The organism is Streptomyces sp. NPDC060049 (assembly GCF_042736715.1).
Classification (GTDB): domain Bacteria; phylum Actinomycetota; class Actinomycetes; order Streptomycetales; family Streptomycetaceae; genus Streptomyces.
In genome coordinates this window covers 21871-34686 of record NZ_JBHWVV010000033.1, presented here as the reverse complement: position 1 = coordinate 34686, position 12816 = coordinate 21871, and the positions used below count along the sequence as shown (strand labels likewise).

Genomic DNA, 12816 nt, shown 5'->3' with positions numbered 1-12816 from the left:
GGTCGGCAGCGGAGCCGACAGGGGTCTGCGGGGCCGCGTGGGCCGCGGTCAGAGGCTGCGCGCGGTGATGTCGCCGTAGGCGGTGGTCGCGTGGATGGTCAGGGTGGCGGCGCCGTCGGTGTTCCTCAGGGCGTTGTGGATCCGGCCGTAGGAGGTGCCGGCGTCGAGGGAGGCGCAGACTCCGCGGGCGGCGCCGATCGAGATCTCGCCGGCCTCGGTGCGCAGGGCGACCGTGCCGTGCGCGGCCTCGGTGATGTGGATGTCGCCCTTCTGCGTGCTGATCTCCGCGGGGCCGCCCAGGCGGCGGACCGAGACGTCGCCGGCGAGGACGGTGAGGCGGGCGCCCGCGGTCTCGTCGAGCTTGACCGAGCCCTGCGCGCCCTCGAAGGCGACGTGGCCGAGCCGGCCGACGCCCCGGAGTTCGGCGCCGGCGGTCTTCGCCTCGACGCGGGAGCCGGCGGGCAGCTGGATGGTCACCTCGACGGATCCGGTGGGTCCGAGGAGCTGGTTCTTCGCCGGGACCCCGATCCGCAGGACTCCGTCGCCGTATTCGACCGTGGTCTGCTCCGCCGCTTTCGTGTCGCGGCTCTTCGAGGCGTCCGCGGGCAGGACCTCGACCGTGGTGTCGGACCGGTCGGCGGCGATGAAGCGGATGCGTCCGGCGGGGATGTCGAGGACGGCGGAGATGGGGGCGGTGGTGTCGAACTTCTGCATTGTGCTTTCCTTCGGCTCGTTGTTTCCGATGAAGGAAAAGCTACGTTGCATTCATGGATGCCTCAACAGAATCGTTGCGTCGGATCTCTATTTACGCAGGTCAGAGGTAGTAAATCGTTGCAACGGCCTTCAAAGCTAACGCAACGACGACTGCTCGTTCGTTGCAATGAACTGAAGGTGAACGCTATGCTGGAGGCACAGCGGGAGAACGAAGGAGATCGCGATGCCGGGAGGCAGGCTCACCCAGCAGGAACGCCAGCAGATCGCGCTGGGAGTGGCCGACGGCCTCGCCTACGCGGAGATCGCCAGGCGCCTCGACCGCCCCACCTCGACGGTCACGCGCGAGGTGATGCGCAACGGCGGCCCCACCGCCTACCGCGCCGACCTGGCCCACCGCGCCACCGAACGCCGCACCCACCGGCGCAGGCAGGCCCCGTCCCGGGGAACCGAGGCGCCCCCGCAGGACCACGGACGCGACGCGGAGGCAGTGCGCGCGTACGAGGAGACGTTCACCACCGTCCTCATGGCCTCGGGCATGCCCAAGATGATGGCCCGGGTGATGGCCTGCCTCACCCTCACCGACGCGGGCAGCCTCACCGCGTCGGAACTCGTCCAGCACCTGCAGGTCAGCCCGGCGTCCGTCTCCAAGGCGATCACGTTCCTCGAGAGCCAGGCCTTCATCCGCCGGGAACGCGACGAACGCCGCCGCGAGCGCTACGTCGTCGATGACGACGTCTGGTACCAGTCCATGATGGCCAGCGCCCGCGCCGCCGCCCACCTCGTCGAGATCGCACGGCAGGGCGTCGACGTCCTCGTCCCCGACACCCCTGCCGCCACGCGCCTGGAGAACATCGCGCGCTTCCTCGACTTCGTCAGCGAGAGCATCACCCGCGCCGCCGAGCAGGCCCGCGACGTCCTCCACACGAAGGCCGGCCCGCCCTCGGGCGGCGGCGGGGTGTGAGGGAGGTGTGAGGCCGGTTCGGGGCCGCCCGAGGGCGGCCCCGGGGTGGCTCAGGCGAAGAAGGCGCGGACTTCGGCGACGAAGGCCTGCGGCTGTTCCAGGGACAGGAAGTTGCCGCCGTGCTCCAGTTCGGTCCAGCGGGTGATGTGGTGGTCGCGCTCGGCGAAGCGGCGGACGGCGATGTCGGTGGGGAGGGCCACCGCCACGCCGGTCGGAACGGTGCCGCGCGGCTTGGGGGCCCAGGCGCTCGGGTCGTGGCCCGACTCGTAGTAGAGGTTCGCCGATGAGCCGGCCGTCCCGGTGAACCAGTAGACGCTGATGTTGGTCAGCAGGCGGTCGCGGCCCACGGCGTCCTCGGGGAGCTCGGCGGCGGGGTCCGTCCACTCCTTGAACTTCTCGGCGATCCAGGCGAGCTGGCCGACGGGCGAGTCGTGCAGGCCGTGGGCGAGGGTCTGCGGGCGGGTGGACTGGATGGCGGCGAAGCCCATCTTGTCCTGCTGGAAGTCCTCGAGCCGGGCGAGGCGCTCCTGCTCGGAGGCGGTGAGCCCGTCGAGTTCGGCGGGGTCCCCGGAGGGGAAGGTGACCAGGCCGTTGACGTGGACGCCGGTGACCCGGTCCGGGGCCTGACGCCCCATCTCGGCGGCGATCCAGGCGCCGCCGCCCGTTCCCTGGACTCCGTAGGACGCGTAGCCGAGACGGTCCATCAGCTCGACGAACGCGCCTGCGATGCGGCCGGTGTTCCAGCCGGCCTCGCCGAGCGGGCCGGAGAACCCGGTGCCGGGCGTGGAGGTCACGATGACGTGGAAGTCCTCCGCCAGCGGCCGGATGACGTCGACGAACTGCACGAACGAGCAGGGCCAGTCGTGCAGCAGGAGCAGCGGGAGGGCGGCCGGGTTCTGCGAACGGACGTGGAGGAAGTGGACGTTCTGGTTGTCGATGTCCGTCGTGAACTGCGGGAACTCGTTGAGCTCGGCCTCCGCTGCGCGCCAGTCGTAGCCGTCGGCCCAGTACGCGGCGAGGGACTTGAGGTAGTCGGTGGGCACGCCCCGGCTCCAGCCGGCGCCCGGGACCTCGCGGCCCCAGCGGGTGCGGGCCAGGCGCTCGCGCAGGTCGTCGAGCTCGACCTGCGGGACGTCGATGCGGAAGGGGCGGATCCGGGCGTCGGTCTTGCTGCTGTTCTCCATGGGTATGACGGTAGTCTCGATATAGGCACGTTTTCTTCCTAATGACAGAGCAGGCTGAGTCTTGTGACGGACACTTCCGCGCGGTTGCTGCGCCTGCTCTCGCTGTTGCAGACCCCGAGGGCCTGGCCGGGGTCCGAACTGGCCGAACGTCTGGGGGTGAGCGGCCGCACCGTGCGCAACGACATCGACCGGCTGCGCGAGCTCGGCTATCCCGTGGACGCCACGCGCGGAACCACCGGCGGCTACCGGCTCGGCGCGGGCGCCGCGATGCCCCCGCTGCTCCTCGACGACGAGGAGGCCGTCGCGGTGACGGTCGCCTTGCGTACGGCCGCGCAGGGCGCCGTCCCCGGCACCGAGGAGACCTCGCTGCGGGCGCTGGGCAAACTGGAGCAGGTGCTGCCCTCGCGGTTGCGCCGGCGGGTGCGGGCGCTGGCCGCCTACACCGTTGCGGTGCCGGCGGACAAGCCGGTCCCGACCGTGTCCGCGGACGTGCTGACCACCCTGGTCTCCGCCTGCCGCGACCGGGAGCGGCTGCGCTTCGACTACCTGGACCACGCGGGCTCGCCCACCCGCCGCACCGTGGAGCCGTACCGGGCGGTGAACTGGGGGCGGCGCTGGTACCTGGTGGCGTGGGACGTGGAGCGCGAGGACTGGCGGACCTTCCGGATCGACCGGATCCGGCCCCGCACCCCGGCCGGACCGCGCTTCCCCCCGCGCGAGCCGCCCGGCGGCGACCTCGCGGCGTACGTCTCCCAGCGGGTCTCGGGGGCGGCCTGGCGCCACCACGCGCGGGTGACCGTGCGCGCGCCGGCGGCGGCGGTGATCGAGCGGATCAACCCCGCGGTCGGCACGGTCGAGGCGCTCGACGCCGATACCTGTGTGCTGGTCACCGGCGGCGACACCGTGCAGACCGTCGCCGTGCACCTGGGCTTGCTCGACTTCGACTTCGAGGTCACCGAGCCGCCCGAACTGGTCGACCACCTGCGCCGGCTGGCGAACCGCTACGCCCGCTCCACGCCTCCGCCCGCCGGCTGAGCGGAGGCGCGGGCCGGTCAGACGCCGAGGAGGCGGGTCAGGGGGCGGCGGGCGAGGAGCAGGGAGGCGGCCACCACCAGGGCGGCGAGGCCGAGGGCGAGGAAGTAGCCGGGGCCCGGGACCTGGTGGCCGGAGACCTTGAGGGCGTTGCCGCCCACGCCGCCGCCGAGGGCGCCGGACAGCCAGAACAGGGAAACCATCTGACTGGTGAAGGTGGCGGGGGCGACGGCCGTGGTGGCGCTCATGCCGACGGGGGCGAAGGCGACCTCGCCCGCGGCGAGCAGGAGGAACGACGTGACGAGCCAGAGCGGTGAGACGCGTTCCCCGCCGGAGGCGGCGAGCGCGGCGAGCGCCATAACCAGGTATGCCGAGGCGGTCGACCCCATTCCGATGGCGTACTTCACGGCGGTGGGGATGCGGTCGCCGGAACGCTTCCACAGCCAGGCGAACAAGGGCGCGGTGAGGAGGACGAACATCGGGATGGCCGCGTGGAACCAGCTGGCGGGGACCGTGGTCCCGAACATCTCCCGGTCGGTGGACTCCTTGGCGAACAGGGTGAAGACCGAGCCGCCCTGGAGGAACAGCGCCCAGAAGACCGCGGAGGCCAGGAAGAGCCATATGTAGGTCTTGACCCGGATCCGCTCCGCCGCGCTCAGCAGGGGGTTGCGGATCAGCCGCCAGAAGCAGATCACGGGCGAGACCACGCAGAGCAGGCCGATGAGGGCCATGACGTGGCCGATCTCGAACGAGCCCAGCAGGGCGTCCGTTCCGTACCCCGCGAGCACCAGGGCGGCCGCCGCGAGCGAGACGCGCAGGACGCGGCCGCGCTGGAGCGGGGTGGCGGCGCGCTCGGGTGCCCCGCCGACGCCCTGGAAGTGGCGGCCGCCGCGCACGTACTGGACGAGGCCCGCGCCCATGCCCAGGGCGGCCAGTGCGAAGCCCAGGTGCCAGTTCACGCCTTCGCCGACCGCGCCCACGACGAGCGGAGCGATCAGGGCGCTGACCTGGACGCTCATGTAGAAGACGGCGAATCCGGCGTCGCGGCCCGCGCGGTCCTGGCGGTCGTAGAACGAGCTCAGCAGGCTCGCCATGTTGGGCTTGAGCAGGCCGGTGCCCGCCGCGATCAGCAGCAGTCCCGGGTAGAAGAAGCCGGTGAGGGGTACGGCCATGCACAGGTGCCCGAGGCCGATGGTGACACCGCCGTAGAGGACCGCGCGGTACGAGCCGAGGACGCGGTCCCCGATCCAGCCGCCGGGTACGGAGGCGATGAACACCGAGGCCATGTAGAGGCCGAAGAGCAGGGCCGCGTCGTCGTTGGACATGCCGAGGCCGCCGTCGGAGGCCGGCTCGGTCGCGTAGAGGACGAGGATGGCCGACATCCCGTAGAAGCTGAAGCGCTCCCACATGTCCGTGCCCCACAGGGTGACGAACCAGCGGGGCTGGCCGAGCAGTCCGGCGGCGGACTGCTCGGGAGGGTGCGGTGCGAGGCGGGGCTGGGTCGGGGCGGCCATCCGTCTTCGGCTCCTGTCGTGCGTACGGGCATTCGGGGCAGAGGGGGAGAGGGTCGCGGCGACCCTTCGGGGACGACCGGAGAACCGCCGCAGGGCGAACGGAGAGCGGCTCGAAGACGGCTCGCGCACGGCCGGCGGAGGCGGGAAGAGCTGCGGCGCCCGGGCAGGGGGATGCCGGGCGCCGCGGTGAGGAAGGCGGGATCCAGGGCGGCCCGGCGACGACGGGGCGGGGGGATGCTCGCCGTCGGTGGGGCCGCCCTGGTGGTTCGTCCCGCACACCGTCAGGAAAGCGCCCGCTGCTCGCGATGGACTACAGCAGTGCCGGACCTGCCGGGCACGGTGGCGGGCGGGCGGACGCACCGCGGCCCGGGACGGTGTCCGTCCCGGGCCGCTCGCGCGAGGTGACGCCTGGTCAGCCGTGCTTCTCGATGTTGAGCTTGGGCAGCATCCGGTCCAGGCCTGCCGGGATCCACCAGGCCTTGCGGCCCATCAGCTGCATGGCGGCCGGGACGATCAGGAGGCGGATGACGATGGCGTCGACGAAGACCGCGACGGCCATGCCGAAGCCGAACTGCTGGAGCATCCGGTCGCCGCCCAGCATGAAGGCGCCGAAGACCGAGATCATGATCGCGCCGGCGGCGACGATGACCGATCCGGTGTGGGCGAGGCCCTCGCGGATGGCCGTGCCGGGCTCCTTCGTACGGTCCCACTCCTCGCGGACCCTGGAGACCAGGAAGATCTCGTAGTCCATGGAGAGGCCGAAGACGATCGCGAAGATCATGATCGGGAGGAAGGCCTCGATCGGCCCCGGTTCGACGCCGAACATGCCCTTCTGGAAGACCAGGGTCATCGCGCCGAGCGCGGAGCCGATGCTCAGCAGGTTCAGCAGGGCGGCCTTGATCGGGATGAGGATCGAGCGGAAGACGATCACCAGGAGCACCAGCGACAGGCCGACGACGATCGCGATGAACACCGGCATGCGCTTGGCGACGGTGTCGGAGTAGTCCACGACGGCCGAGGTGGCGCCGCCGACGAGGTACGTCGCCTTGTGCTGCTCGGCGAGTGCGGGCAGGACGTTGTCCCTGAGCTCGTGGACGAGGTCGGAGGTCTTGGCGTCCTGCGGTGCGGAGGTCGGGAAGACGATGACGGTGAACGCCTGCTGGTCGTTCGAGGGGAAGGCGGGCGTCGCCGCGGCGACGCCGGGGGTGGAGTTGAGCTTGGCCGACAGTGCCTCGCCGGCCTGGCTGTCGCCTTCGGCGACCACGACGAGCGAGCCGTTGAAGCCGGGGCCGAAGCCGTCGGCGAGCAGGTCGTACGCCCGGCGGCTGGTGGACGAGGCGGGGTCGTTGCCGGCGTCGGCGAAGCCGAGGCGCATGTCGAGGGCCGGTGCGGCCAGCGCGCCGAGGGCGACCACGGCGAGCAGCAGGCCGGCCAGCGGGCGGCGCTGCACACCGCTCGCCCAGCGGCGCCAGGCGGCCCCGCCCTCGGCGGACTTGCCCTTGGCGACGCGCTTTTGCGCCTTGGCGGTGAACTGGCGGGCGAACCGCTTGCCGAAGATCGCCAGCAGGGAGGGCAGCAGGGTGAGCGAGGCCAGCATGGTGACGAGCACGGTCAGCGCGAGGGCGACCGCGGTGCCCTGCAGCGAGCCGAGGCCCAGTGCCACCAGGCCGAGCAGAGCGACGATGACCGTGCAGCCGGCGAAGAAGACCGTGCGCCCGGCGATGTCGAGGGCCTTGGCCGAAGCTTCCTCGGGACTGGCCCCCTTGACCAGTTCGGCCCGGTAGCGGGCGAAGATCAGCAGTGCGTAGTCGATGCCGACGCCCAGACCGACGAGGATCAGGATGTACGGCGTGTAGCTGGCGATGGTGAAGACGTGCGAGACGATCACGATCCCGCCGAGGGTGCTGCCCACGGCGAACACGGCCGTGATGATGGGCAGTCCGGCGGCGATGATCGTGCCGAACATGATCGCGAGGATCACCAGGGCGGCGAGCATGCCGGTGCCTTCGGCGGCTCCGCTCTCCTGCTCGGCGATCTTGCGGGCGGCGTCACCGCCCAGCTCGACCTGGAGCTGGTCCGACTGGGCCGTCCTCGCGGTGTCGAGGATCTTCTGGGTGTCGGCCTTCTCCATGTCCTCGCTCTTGCCCTTGAGGACGACGGTGGCGTAGCCGATCGTGCCGTCCCTGGAGACGGCCGAGGTCTCCGTGTAGGGGCTCTGGACCTGGGCGACCGTGGGGAGCTTGGCGACCTCGTCCAGCATCGCGGTCACCCGCTGCTTGGTGTCGGTGCCGTCGAGTCCGGCCTCGTCGCGCAGCACGATCTCCACGCTGTCGCCGGCCTGGGCGGAGCCGTGCTTCCCGAGGACCTCCAGCGTCTGCTGGGTTTCCGTTCCGGGCAGTGAGAAGTCGTCCTTGTAGGAGTCTCCGACGGCCGAAGCGCCGCCCCAGACGCCGAACAGGATGACGGTCCACAGGATGAGGGCGGTCCAGCGGTGGCGCTGGCTGAAGCCCGATGTGCGTTCCAGAAGGGTCTTGCGGGGGGGCGGCGGCGTGGCGGGGCTGCCGACGCCCCTGACCGGGGTGGTGGTCACCATGCACTCCTTGTCTAGGCAACTCGCCCAGATCTCCACAGCGGCGTCGAGCATGGCTGGAGCCTGGCTCGAGCACCGGGCGGATGTGCCTGGACTCAGCTGGTCGTGTTCTGCGGTGGGCGGGACAGGTGCAGCACGCGCAGCACGCGGACGCCGTCCTTGGGCTGCGGGGCGCCGTGTCCCTCGTGGAGGAGGGTGCGCCGGGTCACCGTCATGGTGGCCGGATCGAGTTCGGTGATGTGCGAGTGGACGGCCGGGTCTTCGAGGACGGTCCGGTGGCGGGCCTCCTCGGCCCGCGCGGCTTCTCGTAGATCGGTCAGGGGACCGAGCGCCTCGCTCTCGGAGAGGAGGTACGAGGTCTCCCCGGTGCCGAGGTGCTGTTGGAGCACGGTTCCCGTGTGGACGGGCACCGGGCCGAAAGCCGCGCACAGTCCCGCGTATTCGGCGCCGGTGAGGAACGATCCGAACTCGGCCGGATCGGCCCATATGTAGAAGGGGGCGTAGCTGTTGTGGCCCGCGTCGGCGGCGTGCGAGACGCAGAAGGCCTTCATCAGGAGCCCGGGCCGCCGGTCCCAGGGGGCCGAGCGGTCGGCCACGCGCCGGACGATGCCGGTCATGTCGTAGTCGGCCGGCAGCGTGATGGAGTAGTGGGCGCTCAGCACGGTCGGGGTCACCTCATCCGGTTGCTCTGGCCGGCGGACAAGGCTGCCGGTGACCGGAGTGTGACGCGCCGCGCTCGAGCGGCGGTGGTGCGGCCGGATGGCGGTGGGGTCAGGAGCCGGCGGGGACCTTCGCGGCCTTCACCGGTTCGCGGGAGAGCAGCCGCAGGGTCTCGGTGTGGAAGATCTCGTTGCCCTTGGTGGTGATCTCCAGGAGCAGCTGCTGCTGTTCCTCGGTGAGTCCCGAGAGCAGTTTGCCGAGGGCGGCGCGGTATTCGGCGAAGACCGTCTCGACCCGCTCGGCGAAGGCCTCGGGGACGGCTTCGACGATGACCCGTCTGCGGTCCTCGGGGTCGGGGCGGCGCTGTACGAATCCGGCCTTCTGGAGGTGGTCTATCACCGCGGTGATAGCTCCTCCCCGGCTGAGTCCGACGCGCTCGGCGAGCCGGCCGGGGCTCATCGGGCCTTCCAGGTCGAGCAGGCTCAGGCAGTTGAAGTCGGTGGCGTTCAGGCCCACCGACTGGGCGACCGCGGACTGGAAGAGGACGGTACGCGCGGCCTGCACCCGCAGTGCGGTCGCGAGCGACATCAGGGTGCCGAAGGAGCGGTCCTCTTCACCGTGCGGTTGCATCCTCGAGCTGCCTCTCTGCCGGTCCGGTGCGGCCAGAGTACTGGCGAGGATCCGCATGTGTGCGTCCGGTCCCGGCCGGTCAGCGGGCCTGCCGGGAGCGCAGGGCCCGGTCGACCCGGAAGCGGACGGCCCTGGAAGCCACCTCGAACAGCGGTCCGGAAGTCGGGAACGGCTTCACCCGGCCGTTCTGGAAGGACGCGATCATCCAGCGGCCACCTTCGCGCACCAGGACCAGTGTCTGCCTCGAGAGCCGCTTGGCGGTGACCTCGCGCTGCCAGGGGAAGAGCGCCGCTCCGGTGGAGACGACTACCGCGGTGTGCTCGTCGATCACGCGGACGCTCTCGATCTCGTCGCACAGCAGGCGGGTGCCGTACAGCATCGTGCGGAACATCAGGTCGTGCATGTCCGCGATCTCCTCGCGGCCGTCCAGCACGACCCCGTTGAACTGGACGTACGCGGCGTCCCGGGTGAAGAGCCGGGCGTATCCGGCGGCGTCGGCGCGGTTCCAGTGGTCGGACAGCTCGTCCAGCAGGGAGCGGACCTCTTCGAGGACGGCGGGGCGGGTGGCGGTGGTCTGCATGACGGTCTCCTTTGCTCTATTTTCGTGCTTCTCGCTTTCCGTGTATCTCTAATTTAGAGAGGTGTAGTGACGTCTGTCAACCCCGCCAGCCGCGCTTGAGCGGGTGTCGAGGAACCTTCAGGACCATCGGGCCGCCCGTCAGAGGAGCCCGGCCACCCGCCAGGGGGCACCGGAGACTTTCGGAAGAGGTGCATTCCCATCGACAACCACGAGACCGCGCAGACCGGTGGTCCGAGGCCGCCGCAGGCACAGACGACACCGCGGGGTCCGGGCGGGCGCCCGGCGTTCCTGGACGTCTTCACCCCCATCGGGGTCCGTGTCGCGGCCACCCTGCGCATCGCCGACCACATAGCGGCGGGCATCGACACCCGCGACGGACTCGCCGCGAAGACCACCACCGACGCCGATTCCCTGGGCCGGCTGATGCGCTTCCTGTCCTGCCGGGGCGTCTTCGAGGAGACGGAGTCCGGCGCCTACGCGCTCACCGACACCTCGAGGCTCCTGCTGGACACCCACCCCTCGCGGATGCGGCACTGGCTGGACCTGGACGGCGCGAGCGGGCGCATCGACCTCGCGGCCTGCGGCGGTCTGCTGCACGCGGTCCGCACCGGCGAGCCCGGCTACGACCAGGTCTTCGGCCGCCCCTTCTGGGACGACCTCGCCGACGACCAGGTGCTGACCGACACCTTCAACGACCAGATGGCCGCCGTCCAGGGCAAGCTCGCCCCCGCGGCCGCCGGCGCCTACCCCTGGGACACCCTGGGCCACGTCGCGGACATCGGCGGCGGCACCGGCGCGCTGCTCGCGGAGATACTCAAGGTCGCCCCCGCCGCCCGCGGCACGGTCGTCGACCTGCCCGGCACCGTCGAGGGCGGCGCCGCCCGCTTCGAGGCGGCCGGGCTGTCCGGCCGTACGGAACTCGTCGGCCAGAGCTTCTTCGACGAACTCCCCGCCGGCGCCGACATGTACGTCCTCAGCCAGATCCTGCACGACTGGGACGACGAGGAGTCCGTCGCCATCCTGCGGCGCTGCGCCGAGGCCGCGGGCGAGAACGGCCGCGTCATGATCGTCGAGCGGGTCATCGCCGAGGACGAGGGCAAGCAGCTGAACACCGAGTACGACCTGCGCATGCTCGTCTTCAACAAGGGCCGCGAGCGCACCGTGGAGGAGTTCGCGGCGCTGGCCGCCCGGGCCGGCCTCAAGCTCCGCGGCGTCACCGGGCTGCCCTCCTACCACTCGCTGCTCGAATGGGAACGCGCGTGACGCCGGGGACACCCGGTCCCGAGGTGCTGGTGGTGGGTGCGGGCCCGGTCGGGCTCTGCACCGCCATCGAACTGGTCCGGCGCGGGGTCCGCGTACGGGTCGTCGACCGGCGGCCGGAGCCGCGGACCGGCACCCGGGCCTGCACCGTGTGGCAGCGGTCCCTCGAAGTCTTCGACCTCATGGGCCTGCCCGTGGAGGAGTACCTCGCCTCGGGCGTGCCGTACACCTTCCGCACCCACCACTTCACCGGGCACCCCCCGCACGTCCGCGACGCCGCCCAGCCGGGCACCCCGTACCCGCGGCCGCTGCTCATCGGGCAGCAGGACACCGTGGCGATGCTCACCCGCCATCTGTCGGGGCTCGGCGTCGAGGTGGAACGCAACCGTACGGCCGAGCCCGTGGCGCAGGACGCCGACGGCGTCACCGTGCGCCTCGAAGCGTCCGACGGCAGCGCCGAACTGATCCGTGCCGGCTGGGTGGTGGGGGCGCAGGGCCCGCACAGCTCGGTCCGCGACGGGATGGACGCCTCCTGGGAGAAGAAGCACTACCCCGGCACCCAGCTGCTCCAGGTCGACGCGCGCTGGCGGGGCTCGCTCCCGGGCGATCCCGCGCACTGCCACCTGTTCCTGACCCGGGAGGGCTCGCTGGGCAGCGCGCCGCTGCCCGACGGGCGCCACCGCTTCTACATCGGCGTCGCCGACACCGGGCGGACCGGCGACCCGGAGGTCGAGGAGGTGCTGGAGGCCGCGCGCCGGGTCACCGGCGTCCACGACCTGGAGTTCCACGACGCCCGCTTCAACTGGCGGGTGCGGCTGTACAACGCGGTCGCCGGGTCCTACCGCGACGGCCGCCTCCTGCTGGCGGGCGACAGCGCGCACACCTTGATGCCGGTGACCGCCCAGGGCATGAACACCGGCATCCAGGACGCCTTCAACCTGGGCTGGAAGCTCGCCGCGGTGGTCCGGGGCGAGGCCGGGGACACCCTGCTCGACAGCTACGAGGCGGAGCGCCGGCCGGTGGCCCTCGGCCTGGCCGAGCGCAACCACCGCACGTACTGGGGCGGTACGGGCCCCGTACCGCCGTTCGACCGGCTGTACGCGGCGCTCGACCACATGGGCGCGGGCCACACCGGCCTGCCGCTCGCCTACGGTGACAGCCCGCTGAGCGGGCAGCCGGAAGGCGTGGCGGCGGACGGGCCGGGGCCGGCCGCGGGCGACCGCGTGCCGGACGCGCCGCTGCACTCCCCCGAGGGCCGGCTGTTCCGCCTGATCGGGCGGGCCTCCTGGACGCTGCTGGCGTTCCCCGCGGACCCGGCCGACGCCGAATCGGCGGGAGTAGCGGCCAAGGAGATCGGGCCGGCCGTCCTGCGGGCCGGCGTCACCGCCCGAGTGGTGGGCAACGCCTTCGGCGGCACCGTCGGTGGCGGCACGCGGACGCTCGCGGACCCGGACGGTGCGCTGCGAGCGGCGTTCGGCGCGGAGGCCGGGGCGGTCTTCCTGGTCCGCCCGGACGGGTACGTGGCCTTCCGCGGCGGCGCGCACGACGGCGCGGCGCTGGAGCGCCATTTGGACGCGGTGCTCGGCTAGTCCGCTCTCTCGGATCTTGCCGGCCCCCGCGCACGGAAGCGGCCCCGCGACCTTGTGGTCGCGGGGCCGCTTCCGTGGGCCGTGCCGGCCCTCGGGTCGGGG

11 protein-coding genes are annotated in these 12816 nt (G+C 71.8%); 4 read left to right on the top strand and 7 right to left on the bottom strand.

The window, feature by feature from the left end:
• Positions 1 to 48: 48 nt before the first annotated feature.
• Positions 49 to 714, bottom strand: a complete 666-nt coding sequence (locus ACFWBY_RS36300) for a DUF4097 family beta strand repeat-containing protein (protein WP_385342504.1) — start codon at positions 712 to 714, stop codon at positions 49 to 51.
• A 223-nt stretch (positions 715 to 937) separates the two neighbouring features.
• Between ACFWBY_RS36300 and ACFWBY_RS36295 the strand changes: the two genes are divergently transcribed.
• Positions 938 to 1675 carry a helix-turn-helix domain-containing protein gene (locus ACFWBY_RS36295; protein ID WP_385342506.1) on the top strand — a complete coding sequence of 246 codons (738 nt, stop codon included), beginning with the start codon at positions 938 to 940 and terminating at the stop codon, positions 1673 to 1675.
• 50 nt (positions 1676 to 1725) lie between these two features.
• Here the strand turns inward: ACFWBY_RS36295 and ACFWBY_RS36290 are convergent, their stop codons facing one another.
• Positions 1726 to 2859 carry an epoxide hydrolase family protein gene (locus ACFWBY_RS36290; RefSeq protein WP_385342508.1) on the bottom strand — a complete coding sequence of 378 codons (1134 nt, stop codon included), beginning with the start codon at positions 2857 to 2859 and terminating at the stop codon, positions 1726 to 1728.
• Positions 2860 to 2922: 63 nt separating this feature from the next.
• Here ACFWBY_RS36290 and ACFWBY_RS36285 point away from each other — a divergent pair, with 63 nt between their 5' ends.
• Positions 2923 to 3894, top strand: a complete 972-nt coding sequence (locus tag ACFWBY_RS36285) for a helix-turn-helix transcriptional regulator (RefSeq protein ID WP_385342510.1) — start codon at positions 2923 to 2925, stop codon at positions 3892 to 3894.
• Positions 3895 to 3911: 17 nt separating this feature from the next.
• Here the strand turns inward: ACFWBY_RS36285 and ACFWBY_RS36280 are convergent, their stop codons facing one another.
• The 5 genes from ACFWBY_RS36280 to ACFWBY_RS36260 form a co-directional block, all read right to left on the bottom strand.
• Positions 3912 to 5405, bottom strand: a complete 1494-nt coding sequence (locus ACFWBY_RS36280) for a peptide MFS transporter (protein ID WP_385342512.1) — start codon at positions 5403 to 5405, stop codon at positions 3912 to 3914.
• A gap of 412 nt (positions 5406 to 5817) precedes the next feature.
• A complete protein-coding gene (locus tag ACFWBY_RS36275; RefSeq protein ID WP_385342514.1) occupies positions 5818 to 8049 on the bottom strand; it encodes an MMPL family transporter in 2232 nt (743 codons plus the stop codon).
• Between the two features lie 41 nt (positions 8050 to 8090).
• Positions 8091 to 8669: a DUF4865 family protein gene (locus ACFWBY_RS36270; RefSeq protein ID WP_385342516.1), complete on the bottom strand. Its 579-nt coding sequence runs from the start codon at positions 8667 to 8669 to the stop codon at positions 8091 to 8093.
• Positions 8670 to 8766: 97 nt separating this feature from the next.
• Positions 8767 to 9285, bottom strand: a complete 519-nt coding sequence (locus ACFWBY_RS36265) for a MarR family winged helix-turn-helix transcriptional regulator (protein ID WP_385342518.1) — start codon at positions 9283 to 9285, stop codon at positions 8767 to 8769.
• 79 nt (positions 9286 to 9364) lie between these two features.
• A complete protein-coding gene (locus ACFWBY_RS36260) occupies positions 9365 to 9865 on the bottom strand; it encodes an SgcJ/EcaC family oxidoreductase (protein ID WP_385342520.1) in 501 nt (166 codons plus the stop codon).
• A 423-nt stretch (positions 9866 to 10288) separates the two neighbouring features.
• Between ACFWBY_RS36260 and ACFWBY_RS36255 the strand changes: the two genes are divergently transcribed.
• Both ACFWBY_RS36255 and ACFWBY_RS36250 read left to right on the top strand, forming a co-directional pair.
• The gene (locus ACFWBY_RS36255; protein ID WP_385342522.1) at positions 10289 to 11128 is read left to right on the top strand and encodes a methyltransferase; all 840 of its coding nucleotides are present in this window, start codon (positions 10289 to 10291) and stop codon (positions 11126 to 11128) included.
• Positions 11125 to 12714, top strand: a complete 1590-nt coding sequence (locus ACFWBY_RS36250) for an FAD-dependent oxidoreductase (protein WP_385342524.1) — start codon at positions 11125 to 11127, stop codon at positions 12712 to 12714. Before ACFWBY_RS36255 ends, ACFWBY_RS36250 begins: the two co-directional genes overlap by 4 nt.
• Positions 12715 to 12816 lie beyond the last annotated feature (102 nt).